Below are 23,237 nucleotides of genomic sequence, written 5' to 3'. Positions count from 1 at the left end.
CGTATATAATCGGCAGTCTGAACAGCGCTTTCAGCTTAACGACAGGAAATGTATGCATATTGTTCACACTGAAGCAGACGGCGGCAAAGGCGGACAGCCTCTGCGCATTATTAACGAATCGCTAGGGATGATTCAGCGTGGCCATCAGGTGACTCTCCTGTGTCCGGAAACCGCGCCGCTGCACGCCCTGGCGCGCAATGCCGGGTTAACGGTGGTCACTATGCCGTTGAAGCGTAAGAACCTTAAAAACCTGCAGTTGCTGCGTCGCTGGCTGAAGGATAACCGACAGTCAATTGACGTCATTAACAGCCATAACTCTGCCGATACCTGGCTGGTGGCGCTGGCGAATTTGACGCTCTCCAGTCCCGTACCGCTGGTGAGAACCCGTCATGCGTCCGGCGTACCGCGTAACAACTGGACGACCCGCTGGCTGTTTCGCACGGCCTGCGCGCATATCGTGACCACCGGGGAGGCGCTGCGCCATCAGGTGGCAAATATTGGCGTGCCGATGTCCCAGAGCACGTCGGTGCCAAGCGGCGTTGATACGCAGCGTTTCCATCCGGGAGATAAGCACCAGGCCCGGGCTCATTGTGGTTTGTCTCAGGATGATTTCTGGCTGGGCGTGGTATCGCATTTGCGCCCGAACAAAGGCCATAGCGTACTGCTGCGCGCCCTGGCGAAAATCGACAATCCGCAGATCAGGCTGGCGATTGTTGGCGAAGGCCCGCACAAAGCGGCGCTGGAGCAGGAAATCACCGCCCTGGGGTTACAGCAGCGCGTAGTCATGGCGGGGCATCAATCCGATCCGGAACGCTGGTTCCCGGCATTTGATATTGCGCTCAGCCCTTCGCACGATATGGAAGGTGTCCCGCAGGGCGTGCTGCAATCGTTAGCCAGCCGCGTTGCGACCATTGCGACGGATGCGGGTGGAACGGGAGATGCGGTGATTAACGGGCAAACGGGATTGCTCATCGCGCAGCGCGACGAAAACGCACTGCACGATGCCATCCTGCAACTCTATGACGACTCAGCCCTTCGCGAGACGCTCGCGCAACAGGGATATGACTACCTGAGCACGCACTTTACCCGGGAATGTATGCTGGACGCGATGGAGAAAGTCTTCTCCGATGCGGTTCAGCGCAGCAAATCACGATAAAGCGCCTGTAGCTCTTTCGCCATTCTGTCCAGGGTGAAGGGCTCGGCAGTTGCACGCGCAGCGGCGGAGTAATCAACACCCTGTTCCCGGCCTTTCAGCCATAGCGAGATGGCCTGCTGGTAGCCTTCACTGTCCAGCGCATCACGCACCCAGCCGTTTTTACCCTCGGTAATCCACTCCGCCGCGCCGCAGCCGTGGCTGGTAAGCAGCGGTAAACCGCAGGCCAGTGCTTCCACGCAGACGTTCGGGAAGGGATCGTAGAGCGTCGGCAGGATAAGCGCATCCGCCGTGCCATACACTTCACGCACGTTGGCCACCGGCCCCAGGAATGTCACGCGTGAGGAAACACCCAATGTCTGCGCCAGTTTTTCAAACTTCCGTGCATGTTTATCGCGCCCGGCAACCAGCAGCCAGACGTCAGGATGCGCCACAATAGCACGCAGCGCGGTAGCGACGCCTTTACGGCTGAAGCCCGACCCGACATACGCCAGCACCGGTGCATTACGGGGAATACCCAGCGCATCGCGCTGCGAAAGGGCACGGACCTCAGGGCTAAACTGAACGGTGTCGACGCCGTTATAGATCACCGTCAGCTTGTCGTCCGGCAGTCCGAAGCGACGGGCGATATCATCACGCACCATCTTCGAATTACAGATCACTTTGCGCAGCTGCGGATGGGTAAACATCTGCGCCTCAGCCTGCAGAATGTAGCGGTGGTACCGGCTGAGCGACTGCGCCCAGCGCGCCAGCGGCGACAGAATGCGGCCATATTGCTCAAGCCAGGTGGCGTGAACGCCGTCGCCTGCCCGGAAGATGGTCGCTCCCGGTATGCGTTCGTGGCTTTGCACAATATCAAACTGCGCAAAATGCGCGGCAGCTTCGGTGGCAAAACCGGACTCGCGGGCGATGCGATTACGAAACGGCGGATTGACCGTCAGCGTTTTCCAGCCTGCGGCATCCTCCCACTGGCGGGCAATCAGCGTGACATCAAGCGACGTATCCTGCGCCAGCACGTTCAGCGCGCGCGAGACGAAACGTTCTGCGCCACCGTTGGGGTTGTGGGTCTGTCGGACAATCGCCAGCTTCATGCAGGGGTTTCCGTTTCGAGGAGCATCGTATCGATGGCGCTCAGCACCTGCTGCGGGGTGATGGCGGTAATGCAGTCTGAGACACCGCTGTCTCCGCAGCCCGCTTTGCCGCACGGCTGGCAGGTGAACCCGGCGACAATCACACGGTAGTTCACCCCCCACGGCGCCCACTTAATGGCGCCGGTAGGGCCAAAGATGGCGACGGTTGGCGTACCGACGGCGCTTGCAAGGTGCATCGGCATAGAATCGACACCGAAGTACACCCGCGCGTGCTTCATGAGCGCGCCCAGCTCTTTCAGGTTCAACTGACCGCTTAAATCAAAGACCGGCTGGGTGAGCGCAGCGCGCAGCGCGTCCATGTAGGCCTGCTCTTCTTTTGACGGCGCGGCGGAGAGGATAATCGGCAGGCCGCGCGCCGCCAGGTTATCAATGGTCGCTGCCAGCTTGTTGATATCCCAGGCCTTAAACATCCAGCGCGAGGTCGGGTGAACCAGAATGTAGGATTTACTCGCAAGTCCAAAACCGGCCAGCTTTTCAGCAACGGAGGCTTCCGCCGCATCGCCGGGGACAAACAGCGTGTGTTTGTCTTCGTCGGACTGCGGATGAATGCCGATCCGGCGCAGGGCGTCCAGATTGACCTCCACCATATGGCGGCTGTTGTCCTGGATCGCCGGGTAGAGTGTGGTAAATGATTTCACCCAGCGACGACGCGAAAGGCCGCTGCGTTTATCCGGTTTGAAGCCGACGGAGACGCGCGGTTTCAGGCGACGCGCCAGACGCGCGCCGTGCCAGTGTTCGGTCAGGTTAATCAGTACGTCATACTGACGGCCTTTCAGGGTAGCGAGCAGCGTGCGGTAGAGGCGGAATTGTTCAAACCAGCCCTTCTTGCGCCAGTTGCGCCCAATGGTATGGACCTGGTCGATATGCGGATGGCTGGTCAGCATCGCCTGAGTGTCGTCATAGACCAGCGCATCGACTTCCACGTTCGGCCAGTTCTTTTTCAATACGGTGAACACCGGCGAAGTCAGTAGCACGTCACCGTGGTGACGTAATTTAACGATCAGTACGCGCCTGGGTGGACGCTCCGCTGAGAAAAAATCAGACATAAGCTCTCTCTGCTGCCAGCAAAGGCTCTAATTGCGCAAATACCGCAGCGGCACTGAGGTCGCTCAGCTGCGATGAGTGTTCCGGGCGGCAGATATATTGATTTTTTCCATAGCCGCCGATAAGGCCCGGGTCCGTTGGGCCGTAAAGCGTAATATTAGGTCGATCCAGCGCCGCCGTCAGGTGGCTGAGGCCCGTATCCACAGAGACCACTGCCGTAGCGTCGGCCAGCGTCCGGGCGACGCCATCCAGTTTCATGCGCGGCAGAACGTCCACATAATCAAACCCTGCCGCCAGGCGTTTGGCGCGCGCTTCTTCATGGGGAGCGCCCCACGGGAGTTTGATACGTAACCCTGCACTCCCCAGCAGGCCGATCAGTTCGCGCCAGTGCGCTTCCGGCCAGTGTTTGTCGTCGCGGGTCGTCGCATGCAGGAAAATCAAATACGGTGCGCCTTCTTGCTGCGAACTGTGAAGGAAGTGCTGCGAAATGGCGTAATCACCCTGGGTTTCCGGTTTGGCATAACCGAGGCTTTTTGCAAACAGCTCGCGGGTACGTTCGACGGCATGCTGTTGCTTTGCAATGTGGTGACGGCGGTTATAGAACAGGCTCGCCAGCGGTTCGCGGGCGGTCTGCCAGTCCATGCCGTGCTTTATGCCGTGTGCCAGTCGCGTCACCAGCGCGGCGCTTTTGACCAGCCCCTGGGCGTCGATGATGGCATCATAACGCTGCGCCTGTACCGCCTCGCGGAAGGCCTTGCGTTCGGCTTTAATCGGCGCGGAGAACCACGCTTTGCGCCAGCGACGAATCGCCACCGGGATCGCGCGGTCGACCGCTTCGTGCCAGGTGGGGATCTGCGCGAAGCCCTCTTCCACCACCCAGTCAAAACGAATGCCCGGTAGGGCCTGCATGGCGTCCGTCAGTGACGGCAGCGTGTGCAGCACATCGCCCATCGACGACGTTTTAACAATCAGTACCCGCATCCGTTATCCTTCTTCGCTCAACAGCAGTTCGTTAAGCTCTTCAAGAACGCGCTGCGGGGTAATGTCGATCAGGCTCTGGTGATAGCCTTCTGCTGCATCGCCTTTGCGCACTTTGTGATAGCCCGTGATCAACCGAATAACGCGCGCTTTATGCGAAAGCGGTGGCGTGAAGTCCGGGCTGCTTGGGCCATACAGCGCAACCAGCGGGCGGTTGAGCGCAGCAGCAACGTGCATCAGCCCGGAGTCGTTGGTGACCACGGCTTTACAGGCGGCAATCAGGATCACCGCCTGCTCAAGCTGGGTTTCTCCCGCCAGGTTACGGCACCACGCCTGTTGCTCGGTACTGAGCGTCGCGAGGATTTCGTTGCCCGCCTCGTGGTCTTTTGCCGAACCGAACAGGACAATCTGGTAGCCTTCGTCAATCAGCTGTTTCGCCAGCTCCGCATAGTGATAGTGCGGCCAGCGTTTTGCCGGACCGAACTCGGCGCCAGGGCAGAAGCCAATCATCGGACGTTCAGACGAAAGACCAAACGCGTTGCAGGTGTGGGATTTTTCACCCTCGTTAACCTGAAGCTGTGGCCAGAGCAGCGGCTGCGGCAGATCTTTCGCGCTGCGCATGACCCCTTTGTCATAGGCCAGCGCCACATAGCGCTCCACCATCAGCGGCCAGGCCTCTTTATCCAGTACGCGCGCGTCGTTCAGCAGGCCGTAGCGCATTTCACCGCGCCAGCCGGTGCGGTGCGGGATGCCCGCAAAGAAAGGCACCAGGGCGGATTTAAAGGAGTTTGGCAGGACATACGCGCGGTCATAGCGCTTCTCGCGCAGGCTGTGGCCGAGTTTACGGCGTTCGCCAATTTCCAGCGCCCCGTGGCCGAGCGGCATCGGAATGGCGTCATTCACTTCCGGCATGCGCGATAACAGCGGACGGCACCACGCGGGTGCCATCACGTCGATTATCGCCTGGGGATAGCGCGCCTTGAGCGTGCGATAGAGACTTTGCGACATCATCATGTCGCCCACCCATGACGGGCCGATCACCAGAATTCTCATACTTACGCGTCGCGGTTCAGCCAGGCCATATACTCCGTTACGCCTTCGGCAACGGTTTTGAACGGTTTGTCATAGCCCGCTTTACGCAGGTTAGTGAGATCCGCCTGGGTGAACGCCTGATAGCGGCCTTTGAGCTTGTCCGGGAACGGAATGTACTCAATGCTGCCTTTTTTGTGGTACGCCAGCGTGGCGTCAGCCACCGCCTGGAAGGACTCCGCACGGCCAGTTCCCAGGTTGAAGATGCCGGACACGCCGTTCTCCCAGAACCACAGGTTTACGGCGGCCACGTCGCCCACGTAGACGAAGTCACGCTTAAAGCCGTCGCTGCCTTCGAACAGTTTCGGACTTTCGCCATTATTCAGCTGGGTGTTCAGGTGGAAGGCCACGCTTGCCATGCTGCCTTTGTGACCTTCGCGCGGCCCGTAGACGTTGAAGTAGCGGAAGCCGACAATCTGGGAGTTCGCTTCTGGCAGGACCTGACGCACGTATTCGTCGAACAGGAATTTAGAGTAACCGTAGACGTTCAGCGGCTGCTCATATTCGCGGGACTCGATGAAGTCTGAGGTGCGCCCGCCGTAGGTTGCCGCAGAAGAGGCGTACAGGAACGGAATTTCACGCTCGAGGCAGTAGTGCAGGATCTCTTTGGAGTACTGATAGTTGTTGTCCATCATGTACTTGCCGTCCCACTCGGTGGTGGATGAGCAGGCACCTTCGTGGAAGATGGCTTCGATCTCGCCGAACTCTTCCCCTGCCATAATCTGGATAAGGAAGTCTTCCTTATCCATATAATCAGCGATGTTCAGATCCACCAGGTTGACGAACTTGGTGCCGTCTTTCAGGTTGTCAACCACCAGGATGTCGGTGATGCCTTTGTCATTGAGAGCCTTAACAATATTGCTGCCGATAAAGCCCGCGCCGCCGGTAACGATGATCATAACTGTAACCTTTGAAGTGTGAAGCCCGGGGACAATCCCGGACGCTAATGTTTCTATCATATCATTAGTATGGCTGCCCTTCAGCCATTCACCTTCACAGCGCAGGGGTACGCGTGATTTATGCTGCAAAAACGACAAGAGATAATGTGTCATCTCGTCATGAACTATAGGTTTGGGTAATATGTCCCGAAATTTGCCGAGTCTGGAGAATTGCAATGCGTGGTGATTTTTACAAACAGTTAAACAGCGACCTCGACACCGCACGTGCGGAAGGGTTGTTCAAGGAAGAGCGTATTATCACGTCTGCCCAGCAGGCGGACATCACCGTTGCCGATGGCAGCCATGTGATCAACTTTTGTGCGAACAACTACTTAGGTCTTGCGAATCACCCTGAGCTGATTGCCGCGGCGAAAAACGGCATGGATACTCACGGTTTCGGCATGGCTTCCGTACGCTTTATCTGCGGTACCCAGGATAGCCACAAGCAGCTTGAGAAAAAGCTGGCGAACTTCTTAGGTATGGAAGACGCCATTCTGTACTCCTCCTGCTTCGACGCTAACGGCGGTCTGTTTGAGACCCTGCTTGGCGCAGAAGATGCCATTATCTCCGACGCCCTGAACCACGCGTCCATCATTGACGGTGTGCGCCTGTGCAAAGCGAAGCGCTACCGCTATGCCAATAACGATATGGTTGAGCTGGAAGCGCGCCTGAAAGAGGCGCGCGAAGCGGGCGCTCGTCATGTGCTGATCGCCACCGACGGCGTGTTCTCGATGGACGGTGTGATCGCCAACCTGAAGGGCGTGTGTGACCTGGCGGATAAATATGACGCGCTGGTGATGGTCGATGACTCTCACGCGGTCGGTTTTGTCGGTGAAAACGGCCGTGGCTCCCACGAATATTGCGACGTGATGGGTCGCGTGGACATCATCACCGGTACGCTGGGCAAAGCGCTCGGCGGCGCGTCCGGCGGTTATACCGCTGCGCGTAAAGAGGTGGTTGAGTGGCTGCGTCAGCGCTCCCGTCCGTATCTGTTCTCCAACTCCCTGGCGCCGGCCATTGTGTCTGCCTCCATCAAAGTGCTGGAGATGGTGGAATCCGGAGCCGAACTGCGCGATCGCCTGTGGTCCAACGCTCGTCTGTTCCGCGAAAAGATGAGCGCAGCAGGCTTTACGCTTGCCGGTGCTGACCACGCGATCATTCCGGTCATGCTGGGCGATGCGGTCATCGCGCAGAACTTTGCCCGTGAACTGCAAAAAGAAGGGATTTACGTCACCGGGTTCTTCTTCCCGGTGGTGCCAAAAGGTCAGGCGCGTATCCGCACCCAGATGTCTGCGGCGCATACGCCTGAACAAATTGAACGTGCGGTGGAAGCCTTCACCCGCATCGGCAAACAGCTGGGCGTCATTGCCTGAGGACGTAAGATGAAAGCGTTATCCAAACTGAAAGCGGAAGAAGGGATTTGGATGACCGACGTGCCGGAACCGGAAGTCGGTCATAACGATCTGCTGATCAAAATTCGTAAAACGGCTATCTGCGGTACTGACGTTCACATCTATAACTGGGACCAGTGGTCACAGAAAACCATTCCGGTACCGATGGTTGTCGGCCATGAATATGTTGGCGAAGTGGTGGGTATCGGCCAGGAAGTAAAAGGCTTCAAAATCGGTGACCGTGTCTCCGGTGAAGGCCATATCACCTGTGGTCACTGCCGTAACTGCCGCGGCGGACGTACCCATCTGTGCCGTAATACCATCGGCGTGGGCGTGAACCGTCCGGGCTGTTTCGCAGAATACCTGGTGATCCCGGCTTTTAACGCGTTCAAAATTCCGGACAACATTTCTGACGATCTGGCCTCCATCTTCGACCCGTTCGGTAACGCGGTACACACCGCGCTCTCCTTCGATCTGGTTGGTGAGGACGTGCTGGTCTCCGGCGCGGGCCCAATCGGCATTATGGCCGCGGCGGTGGCGAAGCACGTTGGGGCACGTAATGTCGTGATTACTGACGTGAATGAATATCGTCTGTCGCTGGCGCGCAAAATGGGCGTGACCCGCGCGGTGGATGTCTCGAAAGAGAGCCTGACCGACGTGATGGAAGAGCTGGGCATGACCGAAGGCTTTGACGTGGGTCTGGAGATGTCCGGTGCGCCACCGGCGTTCCGCACGATGCTGGATACCATGAACCACGGTGGCCGCATCGCGATGCTGGGTATTCCGCCGTCGGATATGTCTATCGACTGGAACAAAGTCATCTTCAAAGGGCTGTTCATCAAAGGCATCTATGGCCGTGAGATGTTTGAAACCTGGTACAAGATGGCGGCGCTGATCCAGTCTGGTCTGGATCTGTCCCCGATTATCACTCATCGATTCTCCATTGATGAGTTCCAGCAGGGCTTTGACGCAATGCGTTCCGGTCAGTCCGGGAAAGTGATCTTGAGCTGGGATTAACAGAGAAAGCGCCTTCGGGCGCTTTTTTATGCCCTCTTCACGTTTCTGACATCCGCAATCAGAATATTTTGATTTTTTCTTCGCTTTTTTACCCACACACTTATAAAGTTTGTTGATTATCCGTTTACCTTTACAGTGCCTATGTTCAAGCTCACCGTTTGTTTATTGACCTGTAATTCTGCGCGTTTATTGCGCGAGGTTATCCCTCCACTGTTAATGGTGGCAGATGAAATTGTCGTTGTGGACTCCGGCAGCACGGATACCACGCTGGATATTTGTCGCGAATATGGACTTTCTATCCACCATCACCCCTATGCCATGCACGGCGCGCAGATGAATTATGCCGTTGATCTGGCGAGCAATGACTGGGTGTTGTGTATGGACAGTGATGAGATCCTGGATGCCGAAACGGTCGATTTTATTCTGGCACTGAAAGCCGGGGATGAACCTTCCGCCGATCGCGCCTGGCGCATCGCCCGATACTGGCATGTGCTGGGTGAAGAGGTACGCACCATTTACCCCGTCTCCTCTCCCGATTTCCCGGTACGGTTGTTTAATCGTACCCAGGCCCGTTTTAACCACCGTCCGGTGGACGACAAAGTTGAAGGTAAGGTTATTGCAGTAAAAATGCCGGGACGGGTGCGCCACGACACGTTTTATAACCTGCATGAAGTGTTCAACAAGCTGAACAGTTACACCACCCGTCTGGTGAAATACCAGCCTGTCCGGCCCTCAATTGGACGCGGCATAATCAGTGCGATCGGGGCGTTTTTCAAATGGTATCTGTTTAGCGGAGCCTGGCGTCAGGGCAAAGTCGGCGTGGTGACAGGACTCTATGCCACCGCTTACAGCTTTTTGAAGTATTTCAAATCCTGGTATCAGCATCAGGAGAAAAAAGAGCCCGTTGCGAAAGAGCATACGGACTCTCAGACGGCAAAATAAGCGTCAGGCAATCACGCTTTTTTTCCCCATCCCTGCCACTGCTGCTGGACGTATTTCACCAGCGTACTGTTGCTGATGCTGTCACCAATGACAGAGAAGAAGCGAGTCGCGTAAACCGGTTCTGGTGGCTGCTTCAGCACGCAGCGCTTCACGCCGCGGAACGGATTACGTGGCGCTGTCGGCGCGGGCTGTGCAGAATTCGGCGTAGAGGTATCCACCTGCGGCTCGTTCAGCAGATCGCTCGGGCGCACCAGCGTGATATCAGAAGGTAACGTCGGCAGCATTTGTTGCAAAACGCGAACGGTAGACGGGTGCGGGTGACCGATGGCGATGGCCGAGCCATTGCGGCGGGCCAGCTGTACCGCGCGATTAAACTGCACGCGGATATCGGCTTCGTTCTGGGTATCATCCAGGAACACTTTACGCTTAATGACTTTGACGCCCGTTCCCTGTGCGGCACGCATCGCCTGACTGTTGCCGATGGTCATGCTGTCGAGGAAATAGAGGTTGTAGCGCTCCAGCGCCTGCATCACTTTAAGCATCCCGTACAGGCTCGAGGTCATCGCGCTACCCATATGGTTGTTCAACCCTACGGCATACGGCACTTTGTTGTATGCGTCGCGGATGATGCGCTCGATCTCATCGCTGCTCATATCCGGGCGCAGGGTGTCTTTTTCCAGCGGCTGCTTGCTGAGCGGTGCCATCGGCAGATGGATGAGAACCTGATGCCCGGCGTTATGGGCTTTAGTCGCCATCTCACGCGCGTGGGGCGCATTCGGAAGGACGGCGACAGAGATGGCTGACGGCATCGCCAGCACCTGATTTTCATAATGTGGACGATAACCGAAGTCATCAATCACAATGGCGAGTTTACCTGCATATACCGGTGCAGCCAGCGCCAGTGCGCTGACGACGGAGAGAACAATGCGACGAAATTGAAGCAAAACTTATCTTCCCAACCACGGCTGTGGATTGACCGCCTGACCCTGACGACGAATTTCGAAATAGAGTGACGGGCGGCCCTGACCGCCACTGCTGCCCACAAGGGCGATGGGTTGGCCCGCGCGCACCTGTGTGCCGACGCTGACCAGCGCGCTCTGGTTGTAGCCGTAAAGACTCATATCGCCTTTACCGTGTTCGACCACGACCACCAGCCCGTAACCCTGCAGCCAGTCGGCCAGAATCACGCGGCCATCAGCGATGGCTTTCACTTCGCTACCTTCAGACGCACCGATAACTATCCCTTTCCAACGTAGCTCACCCTGCAGCTGTTCGCCATAGCGATGCAGAATTGAACCACGAACGGGCCAGTAAGCCTGACCGCGAGGCGAGCCCAGGCCGCCGGTACGTGACATCAGGGAACGTTCGCTTTCGCTTGGCTTGTAGGTCGTCCCTTTACGGGACGCTTCCTGCTGTTTGTCGCGAACGGCCTGCGCCTCGCGGGCCTCTTTTTCAGCGCGCGCTTTTGCCGCGGCTTCCGCACGGGCGATGCTATTACGCAGTTTTGATTCGTTGGCGCGCATTTCGCTCAGCTGGCTCTGACCTTCCTGAATGGAAGATTCAAGGCCGGAAAGGGTTTTCTTACGCTCGTTGCGGGCCTGCTCAAGTTTTGCCTGCTGGGCCTGCTGATCGTAGAGCAGCGTCTGCTGCTGGGTCTGCTTCTCTTCCAGCTCGGCTTTTTGCGTGGTGACCTCTTCGCGCGTCTGCTTCAGCTGCGCGATAGTCTCCTGACGCGCCTGGTTCAGGTAGCCGAAATAGGCCTGCAGGCGCTGGCCGCGCTGGCTCTCTTCACCGCTGAGGATCAGTTGCAGACCGGTGTGTTCACCCTGGCGGAATGCGGCATCAAGCTGTGCGGCAAGGTTGCGCTCCTGCGCATCGCGTTGCCGCTCCAGTCTGGCAATCGACGCGTTCATCTCGTCGATCTGCTTATTCAACTGGGCGAGGGTGTTTTGCGTTTCACGGAGTTTACGCGTGGCGGCAGAGATGGCCTCTTCCTGCTGCTTAAGCTGGGCGAGCAGGGCGGCGCGCTGCTGCTGCTGCTGGCGTACCGCACGCTCTTTGGCGGCGATATCGGCCTGAATGGATTTTAGCTGGTCGCGGTCATCCGCGTGGGCGGATGCGGCGCACAGCAATACGCCAGCGCTGAGTGCGCTGGCGTAAAACAGAGGTCTGACTGATAACCTAAGCGGCTTCACGACCCATGTGATTGAAAAAATCGCCTTTCCCCTCATGGGGAGCGATTATTCCACGATGAACAGCGGCTTACCAGTCATCTCTTCAGGGATCGGCATCCCCATCAGCGACAACATGGTTGGCGCGATGTCAGAAAGCTTGCCGCCTTCCACTGCTTTCAGTGATTTATCACCGACATAAATCAGCGGAACGGGCAGGTTGGTGTGAGCCGTGTGCGCCTGGCCAGTTGCCGGGTCGCGCATCTGTTCAGCGTTACCGTGATCCGCGGTGATCAGCAGCTGGCCGCCAACGGATTCAACCGCTTTCGCGACCTGCTCAACGCAGTGGTCCAGCGCTTCAACTGCTTTTACTGCCGCTTCCATCACCCCGGTATGACCCACCATGTCGCCATTCGGATAGTTACAGATGATGGTGTCGTACTTGCCGCTAACGATTGCCGCCACCAGTTTTTCGGTCAGCTCAGCAGAGCTCATCTCTGGCTGCAGATCGTAGGTGGCGACTTTCGGGGAATTAATCAGAATGCGCTCTTCGCCAGGGAACGGCTCTTCAACACCGCCGTTAAAGAAGAAGGTGACGTGCGCATACTTCTCGGTTTCGGAAATACGCAGCTGCGTCTTATCATTCTTCGCCATCCACTCACCGAAGGTATTCGCCAGTGAAGCGGGTGGATATGCGCATGGAGCTTTGATATCAGCGGCATATTCGGTCAGCTGGATGAAGTTAATGTTCATCACTTTCTTACGGGCAAACCCGTCGAAGTCGCTGTTGACAAACGCACGGGTAATTTCACGCGCACGGTCAGCACGGAAGTTCATGAAGATCAGCGCGTCGCCATCTTCCATCGCGGCATCTGCCTGGCCTTCAGCACGAATCACGGATGCTTTCACGAATTCGTCGTTTTCATCACGCGCGTAAGCGGCTTCCAGCGCTTCAACGGCGGTCGCGAACTGGAATTCACCTTTTGTCAGGGTCATCAGGTCATAGGCCTGTTCCACGCGATCCCAGCGGTTGTCACGGTCCATGGCGTAGTAACGACCGATAATGGAGGCCACGCGGCCTTTACCCAGCGCGGCGAATTTGTCTTCGAAGGCTTTCAGGGAGCCTTTTGCGCTGCGTGGTGGCGTATCGCGGCCATCCAGGAAGGCGTGCAGATAGATTTTTTCCGCACCGCGCTCAGCGGCCAGTTCAACCATCGCCATGATGTGATCTTCATGACTGTGAACGCCGCCTGCAGAGAGCAGACCCATGATATGTACGGCCTTGCCAGCGGCAACGGCGTTATCGACGGCATCGCACAGCGTTGGGTTGGAGAAGAAGGTGCGTTCTTTGATTTCAACGTCCAGACGCGTCAGGTCCTGATACACAATACGTCCGGCGCCCAGGTTAACGTGACCCACTTCGGAGTTGCCCATCTGCCGGTCCGGCAGGCCCACTTCCAGGCCAGACGCGTCAATCAGCGTATGTGGACGTTTTGCCCACAGCGCATCCATGACGGGGGTTTTGGCGGTGAAAATAGCGTTATCCTGGCTGTCTTCACGGTAGCCATAGCCATCCAGAATCACCAGTACCATAGGTTTTTTAGAAACCGACATTGCGACAACCTCATGCTCAAGAGTCAAAATTTGCGTAATTTTACTACAGCTGAATCGATCAAATAGCCGCAGAAGATCAAAGAAAGCGTAAGGGCAAGGTGCTTCTCAGACCATTTTGAGGCATTTTTTTAGGTGGCATGCCGCAGAAAATGGATTAGGTTAGGGTCGCTGGCTGTATTTGCCACAACGCACAGGTATACTCCTGTCCTGGTTTTTTTAATCACTAAGTCGGGAGTAGTTACCCTCCATGCAAGAAATTATGCAATTCGTTAGCCGCCATCCGGTTCTGAGCATCGCGTGGATTGGCCTGCTGGCCGCTGTGCTGTTCACCACATTTAAGGGTCTGACGTCTAAGATTAAGGTTATCACCCGTGGTGAAGCGACGCGTCTGATTAACAAAGAAGATGCCGTCGTAGTCGATCTGCGTCAGCGTGACGATTTCCGTAAAGGGCACATTGCAGGTGCGATTAACCTGCTGCCTGCTGAAATCAAAGCGAATAACGTGGGCGAGCTTGAGAAGCATAAAGCCCAGCCGATTATCGTTGTTGACGGTACCGGCATGCAGGCGCAGGAATCCGCCAGCCTGCTGCATAAAGCAGGCTTCGAAAACGTATCTGTGCTGAAAGAAGGCATTTCCGGCTGGAGCGGGGAAAACCTTCCTTTGGTGCGCGGTAAATAAGGAGTTCAGTGATGGCCAATATTGAGATCTACACCAAAGCGACCTGCCCGTTCTGCCATCGTGCGAAAGCGCTGCTGAACAGCAAAGGCGTCACGTTCCAGGAACTGCCTATCGACGGTGACGCGATTAAACGCGAAGAGATGATTCAACGTAGTGGTCGCACAACGGTTCCGCAGATTTTTATTGATGCGCAGCACATTGGCGGCTGTGATGACTTGTATGCGCTCGACGCCCGTGGTGGACTCGATCCCCTGCTGAGCTAAGAGACTTTAGGACAATTAAAAAGGGTTTTTCCATGTCAGAACAAAACAACACCGAAATGACTTTCCAGATCCAGCGTATCTACACCAAGGATGTCTCTTTCGAAGCGCCAAATGCGCCGCACGTTTTCCAGAAAGACTGGCAGCCAGAGGTTAAACTTGATCTGGATACCGCATCAACCCAGCTGGCTGATGACGTGTATGAAGTCGTACTGCGTGTGACCGTGACCGCCTCTCTGGGCGAAGAGACGGCTTTCCTGTGTGAAGTACAGCAGGGGGGGATCTTCTCCATCGGTGGTATCGAAGGTAACCAGATGGCGCATTGCCTGGGTGCATACTGCCCGAACATTCTGTTCCCGTATGCGCGTGAATGCATCACCAGCCTGGTTTCTCGCGGTACATTCCCGCAACTGAACCTTGCGCCAGTTAACTTTGATGCGCTGTTCATGAACTATCTGCAGCAGCAGGCTGGCGAAGGTGCTGAACAACATCAGGATGCCTGATGAGCACTGTTAATGCGTCAATGACTGTGATCGGTGCCGGCTCATACGGCACCGCTCTTGCCATCACGCTGGCAAGAAATGGTCACGAGGTGGTCCTGTGGGGCCACGACCCAAAACATATCGCGACGCTGCAGCGCGACCGCTGCAACGTGGCGTTTCTCCCGGACGTTCCGTTCCCTGACTCCCTGCACCTGGAAAGCGACCTTGCGACCGCGCTGGCGGCCAGCCGCAACATTCTGATTGTCGTCCCGAGCCATGTATTCGGTGAGGTGCTGCGTCAGATTAAGCCGCTGATGCGCCCGGATGCACGCATTGTGTGGGCGACGAAAGGGCTGGAAGCCGAAACCGGACGCCTTCTGCAGGATGTTGCCCGTGAAGCGCTGGGTGATGACATCCCGCTGGCGGTGATTTCGGGCCCGACCTTTGCCAAAGAGCTGGCCGCTGGCCTGCCAACGGCGATTTCGCTGGCATCAACCGATCAGACCTTCTCCGACGATCTGCAACAGCTGCTGCACTGCGGCAAGAGCTTCCGCGTCTACAGCAACCCCGATTTTATCGGCGTACAGCTGGGTGGGGCGGTGAAGAATGTGATTGCGATTGGTGCCGGCATGTCCGACGGCATTGGTTTCGGTGCCAACGCACGTACGGCGCTGATCACCCGCGGCTTAACCGAGATGTCCCGCCTTGGCGAAGCGCTGGGTGCCGATCCGGCCACCTTTATGGGGATGGCGGGCTTAGGCGATCTGGTGTTGACCTGTACCGACAATCAGTCCCGTAACCGCCGCTTTGGCATGATGCTCGGACAGGGCAGCGATGTGAAAGCCGCGCAGGAGAAGATTGGTCAGGTGGTTGAAGGCTACCGCAATACCAAAGAAGTTCGCGAATTGGCGCACCGGTTTGGTGTCGAAATGCCAATAACCGAGGAAATTTATCAGGTATTGTATTGCGGAAAAAATGCGCGCGAGGCAGCATTGACCTTATTAGGTCGTGCGCGCAAGGACGAGCGCAGCAGTAACTAGTCGGAACCGTTATCACCTGAATGACCCAGCCAGCGCAGAACTGGCTGGTCATTATACTATCGTCTGGAGTTAGCAATGCCGTGTGAAGAACTGGATATCGTCTGGAATAATATTAAAGCCGAAGCCCGGGCGTTGGCCGACTGTGAGCCGATGCTGGCCAGTTTCTACCATGCAACGTTACTCAAGCACGAAAACCTCGGCAGCGCCCTGAGCTATATGCTTGCCAACAAGCTGGCATCCTCGATCATGCCCGCCATCGCCATTCGTGAAGTGGTGGAAGAAGCTTACGCCGCTGACCCGGAGATGATCGCCTCTGCCGCCTGCGATATCCAGGCCGTGCGCACCCGTGACCCTGCCGTCGACAAATATTCTACGCCGCTGCTGTACCTGAAAGGCTTCCATGCCCTGCAGGCTTACCGCATCGGCCACTGGTTATGGAATGAAGGCCGCCGCGCGCTGGCTATTTTCCTGCAAAACCAGGTTTCCGTAACCTTCCAGGTGGATATTCACCCGGCCGCGAAAATTGGCCGCGGGATCATGCTCGACCATGCCACCGGCATTGTTGTCGGTGAAACGGCGGTCATTGAAGATGACGTCTCGATCCTGCAGTCGGTTACTCTGGGCGGTACCGGTAAAACCAGCGGCGATCGCCATCCGAAAATTCGTGAAGGGGTGATGATTGGCGCGGGCGCCAAGATCCTCGGAAATATTGAAGTGGGGCGCGGCGCGAAAATTGGCGCGGGGTCTGTCGTGCTGCAGCCTGTGCCGCCGCACACCACCGCCGCTGGCGTGCCGGCGCGCATCGTCGGCAAACCCGACAGCGATAAACCGTCCATGGATATGGACCAGCACTTCAACGGCATTCACCATACCTTCGAGTACGGTGACGGCATCTGAGATTTTGCCCGGTGGCGCTGCGCTTACCGGGCCTACCTTAGAATGGCGCCCGGATACCCAAGCTGGCGCCATGCTTCATAGACCACCACCGACACCGCGTTCGACAGGTTCATGCTGCGGCTGTCCGGCATCATCGGAATACGGATTTTCTGCTCAGCGGGCAGGGCATCAAGGATTGTGGCGGGCAGGCCGCGCGTTTCCGGGCCAAACATCAGATAGTCACCCTCCTGATAGCTCACGGCGCTGTGTGCGGGCGTCCCTTTAGTGGTCAGGGCGAACATGCGCTGCGGCTTTTCGCTTTCCAGAAACGCGGCGTAATCAGGGTGGCGCACCACGGCGGTAAATTCATGATAATCCAGCCCTGCGCGGCGCAGACGTTTGTCGTCCCACGTAAAGCCCATCGGCTCAATGATATGCAGGCGAAAACCGGTGTTGGCACACAGGCGAATAATATTGCCGGTATTTGGCGGAATTTCTGGTTCGAATAAAACGATGTTAAGCATACTGCCCCCTTAATTGCGGGGGCAGAATAGCAGAAAAGAGAGGGACTACGCGACGCCGGGTTCCTGCAGGCGACAGCGCAGCATTTTATAGACGGTGGCCCCCGCGGCGACCAGTGCGGGCAGGCTGAGGATCATTAAAATACTGTCTGCCTGCCACTGCAGCGAAAGCAGTTGCGCGCTGGTCATGGTGCCCGCCACGCCGCCAAAACGGCCGATCCCCTGCATCCAGGCGATGCCCGTCGCGCGACATTCGGTGGGGTAAAAGGTGGCGGCCAGGGTTTGCATACCCGATTGCGCGCCGTTCATCGCGATCCCCATCAGGAATATCAAGGCGCCAAACAGGACGATATGGTTATGCTCAAGGCCAAGCAGCAGGATCAGCCCCATGGTCAGGACAAATCCTCCTGCGACCACTTTGTGCGCTTCCCAGCGGTCCATCATCCAGCCTGCGAGCAGAATGCCTGCGGTACCGCCAAAGGTGAACAGTGACGTCAGCCAGGCGGATTCCGTCAGAGCATAACCCATCCCCTGCATCAGCGTCGGCATCCAGCTCAGCAGGACGTAATAAATCACCAGCCCCATAAAATAGGTCACCCACAGCATCAGGGTGCCGGGTAGCCAGGGCATGGAAAACAGCTGCGCCACGCTCCCTTTTTTAGAGGCGACCCGTTCCTCCTGCAGGAAAAAGCCGGTCACGCCGTCCAGCGTGCTGCGGGCGAACCGGCTGGCGATGCGGCGGATCTGCATCACGTCTTTCCCGCGCTGCACCAGAAATTTCACCGACTCTGGCAAAAACAGCGCCAGCAGCAGCGTTAACATCAGCGGGGCAATTGCGCCGGTCAGCAGTACGCTCCGCCAGCCATGATGAGGAATCAGCCAGGAGGAGATCGCTCCGCCGCCCGCCGCGCCCAGAGGGAAACCGCAGTACATGGTGTTAATCGCCATGGCGCGACAGCGCTGAGGGGCAAATTCTGAGATAAGCGTGATAGCGTTAGGCATTGCCGCCCCCAGCCCCAGCCCCGTCAGGAACCGCCATAGCGTCAGGGTGTTAAGGGTTTGCGCCCAGGCGGCACCCAGGCTTGCAAGACCAAAGAACAGACACGAAAAGACCAGCACGCGCTTACGCCCCATTCTGTCCGACACCGGACCGGCGATCAGCGCGCCCAGTGACAGCCCCAGCAGCGCCGCACTTAGCACCGGCCCCAGATCCTGTTTATGGATACCCCATTCAGCCGACAGCGTAGGCGCAATGTAGCCCATCGCCGCCGTATCAAAACCATCGATCGCCAGAACCAGGAAACCCAGCACGATAAGAAGCCAGTGAAATCCTGAAAAGCGGCTGTCATCGATCACCTGCTGAATATCCACCTTACCTGAATACGTCATACGCACCCCTCTGATGTGATGTTGTTTTTGTGTTCTTGTATTTGCTTGTCTATACAATTGCGGACAGCAGGGGGATGTCAAATTTTCTTATCCAATATGTTACCTGGATGTTATTTTTGGCATAAAAAAGCGCCCGAGAGGGGATCGGACGCGTGAGGGAAGGCAACGGGGGGAAGCGTCAGGCGGCGTTACCCTGAGCAAGGGGAGCCAGCGCTGCCGGTAATTTATTTAACTCCTGCACCAGAGAATCTTTACTGATTTCGCCGATCGTTTTCGCACCGGTCAGCGTCATCGCCACCTTCATCTCTTTTTCGATCAGGTTAAGCAGATTTGCTACGCCAGCCTGGCCGCTGGTGGCCAGCGCATACAGATATGCCCGACCCAGCAGCACGCTGTCGGAACCCAGCGCAATCATACGCACCACGTCCAGCCCGTTGCGGATGCCGCTATCGGCCAGGATGGCAATATCGCCTTTCACCGCATCGGCTATTGCCGGCAGGGCGCGCGCGGAAGAGAGCACCCCGTCAAGCTGGCGTCCGCCGTGGTTAGAAACCACAATCCCGTCTGCGCCAAAGCGTACCGCGTCGCGGGCATCTTCCGGGTCGAGGATCCCTTTGATCACCATCGGGCCGTCCCAGAATTCGCGGATCCACTCCAGGTCTTTCCAGGAGATGGACGGATCGAAATTGTTCGCCAGCCAGCCGATGTAATCTTCCAGCCCGGTCGGTTTACCCAGATACGCCGAGATATTTCCCAGATCGTGCGGACGGCCGTTGAGGCCAACATCCCAGGCCCATTGCGGATGCGTTACAGCCTGCCAGTAGCGGCGCAGGGCGGCGTTCGGACCGCTCATGCCGGAGTGGGCATCACGGTAGCGCGCGCCGGGTGTTGGCATATCGACGGTAAAGACCAGGGTGGAGCAGCCCGCCGCTTTGGCGCGCTCCAGCGCGTTTCGCATAAAGCCGCGATCGCGCAGGACGTACAGCTGGAACCACATTGGGCGCTTGATGGTTGGGGCCACCTCTTCGATCGGGCAGACGGACACGGTAGAGAGGGTAAACGGAATGCCTTTGGCATCCGCCGCGGCGGCCGCCTGCACTTCCCCGCGACGGGCGTACATGCCGCACAGGCCTACGGGCGCAAGGGCCACCGGCATGGCGAGCGTCTCGTTAAACAGTTTTGTCTCAAGGCTCAGGTCAGACATATTTTTCAGCACGCGCTGGCGTAGAGCCACCTCCGAAAGATCTTCCACATTGCGACGCAGGGTATATTCGGCATACGCCCCGCCATCGATATAGTGGAACAGGAACGGGGGCAAAATGCGCTGCGCCGCGGCGCGGTAGTCACTGGCTGCTGAAATAATCATGCTTTGTTCTCCCTGGAAATATCACTGTCGCCAGGCAGACGGGTAATACGCGCCTGTCGGGCCTGGTCTTCATCGAATCGTTTAATGGTGGTGTGCACGAAGCCCAGATGCGCCATCATCGCTTTGCGCGCGGCCCCGGCATCACCGGCCAGAATGGCGTTGAGCACCGCCTCGTGTTGTTCAGTGAGCTGGGCAAACACCGGCGGGACCAGATACATGCGCTGGCGGCTCTGCTTCACGGAGGATTGCAGCAGGTCGAAGAAACCGCGCATGGTCTGGAGCAGCACCACGTTGTGCGACGCCTCGGCAATCGCCAGGTGAAATCGCACGTCCGCCTGGGAGGCGATATCCGGGTCGCTGCTTTGCGTGGCCTCAAAGCAGGCTTTGAGCTTCTCTTTGTCGGCGTCGGTTGCCCGCATGGCCGCGTGCCAGGCGGTACTGGTTTCGATGGCGTGACGCGCTTCAAGGATGTCGAAGCTGTAGTCCGGGTCGTTCTCCATCAGCGTTTTCAGCGGCTGCACGATGTTTTGTTCGGACCAGTCGTCATGCTGCCAGCGAACAAAGGTGCCGCCGCCGCGACGGCTCACCAGTACCCCTTCGCTGACCAGCGTGGCCAGCGCTTCACGCAGTGAGTTGCGTGATACGCCAAGCTGGGCGGCGAGCTGGCGCTCGGCGGGCAATTTCATGCCCGCTTCCAGCTGTTGTTCTTCAATCAGCGCCCGCACGCGAGAGGCAATCTCGTCGGACAGGCGTCTGGGCATCACTATCATGGGATCATCCAGGTTAAGACATAGGCCTGCAGGGTGGTAATCACCCCGACCATGCAGGTAAATATCAGGCTGTGTTTCACGGTAAAGCGGAACAGATCCGACTCTTTACCGACCAGTCCCACCGCCGCACAGGCAATGGCGATGGACTGCGGAGAGATCATCTTCCCGGTCACGCCGCCGGTGGTATTCGCGGCCACTAACAGCACGTCTGAGACGCCGATTTGCTGGGCGGCCGTCGCCTGCAGGGCGGCGAACAGGGCGTTAGACGAGGTATCTGAACCGGTCAGGAACACCCCCAGCCAGCCGAGGAACGGCGAGAAGAAGGTAAATGCGTGGCTGGTATGCGCCAGCGCCAGTGCCAGCGTCGATGACAGGCCGGAGTAGTTCGAGATAAACGCGAACGCCAGCACCATGCCGATGGAGTAGATCGGCAGCATCAATTCTTTAATGGTCGCCGCAAAGGTCTGCACCGCAGCGGCAGGCTTCATGCGCAGCCACACAACAGAAAGAATAGCGGCAAACAGAATGGCCGTGCCGGTAGCGGAGAACCAGTCGAATTTATAGACCGCGGCATACGGCGTGGCGGCGTGCACCACCGGCGGCATACGGGCGACCATCTTATCGAGGAACGGCACAGAGATGTTAATCACCATGTCATACAGCGCGCCACCTGGGGCAAACAGGGCCTTAAACGGCGGGATACTCCAGAGCGTCACCGTGGCAGTCAGGAACAGGAACGGCGACCATGCGCGGATGACCTGGCCTGCGGTATAGCCTGTACGCGCCAGGGTTTGATCGACCTGTGAGGCGCCCATGTCGGCGAAGCGGAAAATACGTACCGGCTGCCAGCGCTTCAGGAACAGCGTCAGACAGACCAGCGAGACCAGCGAAGAGATGATGTCCGGCAGCTCCGGGCCGAGGAAGTTGGAGCTGAGGTACTGTGCAATAGCGAACGAACCGCCGGCGACCATCACCGCAGGCCACGTCTCTTTCACGCCGCGCCAGCCATCCATAATCGCCATGATCCAGAACAGGACGATGATGGTCAGGAACGGCAGCTGGCGGCCAACCATCTGGCCAATCTCAAAGCTGTCCAGCCCGGTCACTTGGCCTGCGACCAGAATCGGGATCCCCATTGCGCCAAACGCCACCGGCGCGGTGTTCACAATCAGGCACAGTCCCGCGGCATACAGAGGGTTAAAGCCCAGCCCGACCAGCAGCGCGGCGGTGATCGCCACCGGTGCGCCGAAGCCAGCGGCCCCTTCAAGAAACGCCCCAAAAGAGAAACCGACAATCAACATCTGCAGGCGCTGGTCCGGCGTGATGGAGAGGATCGACGAGCGGATAATGTCAAACTGCCCGGTTTTCACCGAGATTTTATAGACAAACACCGCGGCGATGATGATCCACGCAATCGGCCACAGACCGTAGAAGAAACCGTAGACGACGGAGGCCAGGGCGCGATCGACCGGCATTTTGTAGAAGAACAGCGCCACCAGCAGCGCGATGGCGACGGTGTACGTCGCGGCAAGGTAGCCCTTCAGCTTGAGCTTAATCAGCGCAAAGAAGAAGAACAGGATCGGCAGCGATGCGATCAGGCTCGACAGCCAGATATTTCCGGCCGGGTCGTAGTTTTGTTGCCAGAGGCTCATGCAGGTCTCCTGAGGACCAGACAGCCTGCGCTGCGGGTGAGTCTCCGCTCATCTCTGCGTCACAGTCTGTGTAAAAGTGGTCCTGCCAATATTGTGTTGTAGGGTTAATGACAATGAATGGTTAACCAGATGTTATGAGCTAGCAATGGTTTTGTGAGCGAAAATGATGGAATTGTGAACCGGGGGAGGATTGATTGCGCTATTGGTTGGACCAATTCACGCGAAGGGGAAAAGAGTAGGCCGGGTAAGCGCAGCGCCACCCGGCATGAAATCAGAATGTCGTCTTACAAAAACCCGTCATCTCTTTCAGGCCCATTTCGCGGCCAAGCTCGGTCATCGGGTGAACCACTACCAGACCACGAACGCTTTTTTTCAGCTTGCCCATGTCGGCCTGCTCTTTTTTGGTGATCGCGCGGCGGTGCGGCATGTTCATCAGCTTCTGCGCTTCTTTGCTCAGCTTCTGGCCTTTAACTTCACGCAGACGCTCGATCTCCGCTTCCAGCTTCGCGGTCTCTTTCTCAAGCTCGGCGTACTTCTCGGCGGAATCGACCAGCGAGAGACCAGCCATCTGGTGGCGGATCAGATCCAGGCGGTCGCTCAGGCGTTTAATTTCGTTCTTTTCGACTTCTTTCATGACAAATAACTCTGAAAACGGGGAATTTACAGGGAAGGATACACCAATGTGAGCAGGCTTACTTCTGAAACGCCTTTTTT

The 23,237-nt window shown here is 57.4% G+C and carries 23 protein-coding genes; 9 read left to right on the top strand and 14 right to left on the bottom strand.

Annotation, left to right across the window (positions count from 1 at the left end; translation table 11 throughout):
- Positions 1-52 precede the first annotated feature (52 nt).
- Entirely contained in the window at positions 53-1,156 is a 1,104-nt protein-coding gene (locus LDK53_RS05875; RefSeq protein WP_095441437.1) for a glycosyltransferase family 4 protein, read from the top strand.
- Here LDK53_RS05875 and LDK53_RS05870 read toward each other — a convergent pair.
- From LDK53_RS05870 to rfaD, 5 genes are read right to left on the bottom strand one after another with little or no spacing between them, the layout of a single operon-like run.
- Complete coding sequence (locus LDK53_RS05870) at positions 1,135-2,244, bottom strand: glycosyltransferase family 4 protein (RefSeq protein ID WP_225284917.1); 1,110 nt, start codon at positions 2,242-2,244, stop codon at positions 1,135-1,137. The two genes, LDK53_RS05875 and LDK53_RS05870, sit on opposite strands and share 22 nt — an antisense overlap.
- Positions 2,241-3,350 carry a putative lipopolysaccharide heptosyltransferase III gene (gene rfaQ, locus LDK53_RS05865; protein WP_225284915.1) on the bottom strand — a complete coding sequence of 370 codons (1,110 nt, stop codon included), beginning with the start codon at positions 3,348-3,350 and terminating at the stop codon, positions 2,241-2,243. Before rfaQ ends, LDK53_RS05870 begins: the two co-directional genes overlap by 4 nt.
- On the bottom strand, positions 3,343-4,329 hold the full coding sequence (rfaC, locus tag LDK53_RS05860; protein WP_225284913.1) for a lipopolysaccharide heptosyltransferase RfaC: 987 nt from the start codon (positions 4,327-4,329) through the stop codon (positions 3,343-3,345). Before rfaC ends, rfaQ begins: the two co-directional genes overlap by 8 nt.
- 3 nt (positions 4,330-4,332) lie before the next feature.
- Entirely contained in the window at positions 4,333-5,379 is a 1,047-nt protein-coding gene (gene rfaF / locus LDK53_RS05855; protein WP_025758441.1) for an ADP-heptose--LPS heptosyltransferase RfaF, read from the bottom strand.
- Positions 5,380-5,381: 2 nt separating this feature from the next.
- On the bottom strand, positions 5,382-6,314 hold the full coding sequence (gene rfaD / locus LDK53_RS05850; protein ID WP_025758440.1) for an ADP-glyceromanno-heptose 6-epimerase: 933 nt from the start codon (positions 6,312-6,314) through the stop codon (positions 5,382-5,384).
- A gap of 215 nt (positions 6,315-6,529) precedes the next feature.
- Between rfaD and kbl the strand changes: the two genes are divergently transcribed.
- The 3 genes from kbl to LDK53_RS05835 all read left to right on the top strand — a co-directional run bounded on the left by kbl (position 6,530) and on the right by LDK53_RS05835 (position 9,703).
- Entirely contained in the window at positions 6,530-7,726 is a 1,197-nt protein-coding gene (gene kbl, locus LDK53_RS05845) for a glycine C-acetyltransferase (RefSeq protein WP_025758439.1), read from the top strand.
- A gap of 9 nt (positions 7,727-7,735) precedes the next feature.
- Positions 7,736-8,761 (top strand): L-threonine 3-dehydrogenase, encoded by a 1,026-nt coding sequence (gene tdh, locus LDK53_RS05840; RefSeq protein ID WP_021242426.1) that lies wholly within the window; start codon positions 7,736-7,738, stop codon positions 8,759-8,761.
- A gap of 141 nt (positions 8,762-8,902) precedes the next feature.
- The gene (locus LDK53_RS05835) at positions 8,903-9,703 is read left to right on the top strand and encodes a glycosyltransferase family 2 protein (RefSeq protein ID WP_225284908.1); all 801 of its coding nucleotides are present in this window, start codon (positions 8,903-8,905) and stop codon (positions 9,701-9,703) included.
- An 11-nt stretch (positions 9,704-9,714) separates the two neighbouring features.
- On the opposite strand, the gene LDK53_RS05830 is transcribed toward LDK53_RS05835, so the two are convergent.
- From LDK53_RS05830 to gpmM, 3 genes are read right to left on the bottom strand one after another with little or no spacing between them, the layout of a single operon-like run.
- The gene (locus LDK53_RS05830) at positions 9,715-10,647 is read right to left on the bottom strand and encodes a divergent polysaccharide deacetylase family protein (protein ID WP_045286242.1); all 933 of its coding nucleotides are present in this window, start codon (positions 10,645-10,647) and stop codon (positions 9,715-9,717) included.
- 3 nt (positions 10,648-10,650) lie between these two features.
- Positions 10,651-11,910, bottom strand: a complete 1,260-nt coding sequence (gene envC / locus LDK53_RS05825) for a murein hydrolase activator EnvC (RefSeq protein WP_025758434.1) — start codon at positions 11,908-11,910, stop codon at positions 10,651-10,653.
- A gap of 33 nt (positions 11,911-11,943) precedes the next feature.
- Positions 11,944-13,488, bottom strand: a complete 1,545-nt coding sequence (gpmM, locus tag LDK53_RS05820; RefSeq protein ID WP_225284902.1) for a 2,3-bisphosphoglycerate-independent phosphoglycerate mutase — start codon at positions 13,486-13,488, stop codon at positions 11,944-11,946.
- 247 nt (positions 13,489-13,735) lie between these two features.
- On the opposite strand from gpmM, the gene LDK53_RS05815 reads away from it, so the two are divergent.
- The 5 genes from LDK53_RS05815 to cysE all read left to right on the top strand — a co-directional run bounded on the left by LDK53_RS05815 (position 13,736) and on the right by cysE (position 16,846).
- Positions 13,736-14,167: a rhodanese-like domain-containing protein gene (locus LDK53_RS05815; RefSeq protein WP_013094920.1), complete on the top strand. Its 432-nt coding sequence runs from the start codon at positions 13,736-13,738 to the stop codon at positions 14,165-14,167.
- Between the two features lie 11 nt (positions 14,168-14,178).
- Positions 14,179-14,430, top strand: a complete 252-nt coding sequence (gene grxC / locus LDK53_RS05810) for a glutaredoxin 3 (RefSeq protein ID WP_010426371.1) — start codon at positions 14,179-14,181, stop codon at positions 14,428-14,430.
- Positions 14,431-14,462: 32 nt separating this feature from the next.
- The gene (gene secB, locus LDK53_RS05805; protein ID WP_003860835.1) at positions 14,463-14,930 is read left to right on the top strand and encodes a protein-export chaperone SecB; all 468 of its coding nucleotides are present in this window, start codon (positions 14,463-14,465) and stop codon (positions 14,928-14,930) included.
- Positions 14,930-15,949 carry an NAD(P)H-dependent glycerol-3-phosphate dehydrogenase gene (gene gpsA / locus LDK53_RS05800; RefSeq protein WP_025758430.1) on the top strand — a complete coding sequence of 340 codons (1,020 nt, stop codon included), beginning with the start codon at positions 14,930-14,932 and terminating at the stop codon, positions 15,947-15,949. Before secB ends, gpsA begins: the two co-directional genes overlap by 1 nt.
- A 75-nt stretch (positions 15,950-16,024) precedes the next feature.
- Positions 16,025-16,846, top strand: a complete 822-nt coding sequence (cysE, locus tag LDK53_RS05795; RefSeq protein WP_008502718.1) for a serine O-acetyltransferase — start codon at positions 16,025-16,027, stop codon at positions 16,844-16,846.
- Between the two features lie 32 nt (positions 16,847-16,878).
- On the opposite strand, the gene trmL is transcribed toward cysE, so the two are convergent.
- From trmL to LDK53_RS05765, 6 genes are all read right to left on the bottom strand, one after another.
- Positions 16,879-17,349 carry a tRNA (uridine(34)/cytosine(34)/5-carboxymethylaminomethyluridine(34)-2'-O)-methyltransferase TrmL gene (gene trmL / locus LDK53_RS05790; RefSeq protein ID WP_025758428.1) on the bottom strand — a complete coding sequence of 157 codons (471 nt, stop codon included), beginning with the start codon at positions 17,347-17,349 and terminating at the stop codon, positions 16,879-16,881.
- 45 nt (positions 17,350-17,394) lie between these two features.
- The gene (locus tag LDK53_RS05785; RefSeq protein WP_047957462.1) at positions 17,395-18,735 is read right to left on the bottom strand and encodes an MFS transporter; all 1,341 of its coding nucleotides are present in this window, start codon (positions 18,733-18,735) and stop codon (positions 17,395-17,397) included.
- 178 nt (positions 18,736-18,913) lie between these two features.
- The gene (gene lldD / locus LDK53_RS05780; RefSeq protein ID WP_225284901.1) at positions 18,914-20,101 is read right to left on the bottom strand and encodes an FMN-dependent L-lactate dehydrogenase LldD; all 1,188 of its coding nucleotides are present in this window, start codon (positions 20,099-20,101) and stop codon (positions 18,914-18,916) included.
- Positions 20,098-20,871 carry a transcriptional regulator LldR gene (lldR, locus tag LDK53_RS05775; RefSeq protein ID WP_025758422.1) on the bottom strand — a complete coding sequence of 258 codons (774 nt, stop codon included), beginning with the start codon at positions 20,869-20,871 and terminating at the stop codon, positions 20,098-20,100. The genes lldD and lldR overlap by 4 nt, the downstream gene beginning before the upstream one ends.
- The gene (gene lldP / locus LDK53_RS05770) at positions 20,868-22,523 is read right to left on the bottom strand and encodes an L-lactate permease (protein WP_014882014.1); all 1,656 of its coding nucleotides are present in this window, start codon (positions 22,521-22,523) and stop codon (positions 20,868-20,870) included. The genes lldR and lldP overlap by 4 nt, the downstream gene beginning before the upstream one ends.
- Before the next feature lie 271 nt (positions 22,524-22,794).
- Entirely contained in the window at positions 22,795-23,157 is a 363-nt protein-coding gene (locus tag LDK53_RS05765) for a YibL family ribosome-associated protein (protein WP_225284900.1), read from the bottom strand.
- Between the last annotated feature and the right edge of the window lie 80 nt (positions 23,158-23,237).

Source organism: Enterobacter sp. K16B (genome assembly GCF_020216105.1).
Classification (GTDB): domain Bacteria; phylum Pseudomonadota; class Gammaproteobacteria; order Enterobacterales; family Enterobacteriaceae; genus Enterobacter; species Enterobacter sichuanensis.
This window is presented reverse-complemented; position numbering and strand designations above follow the sequence as displayed.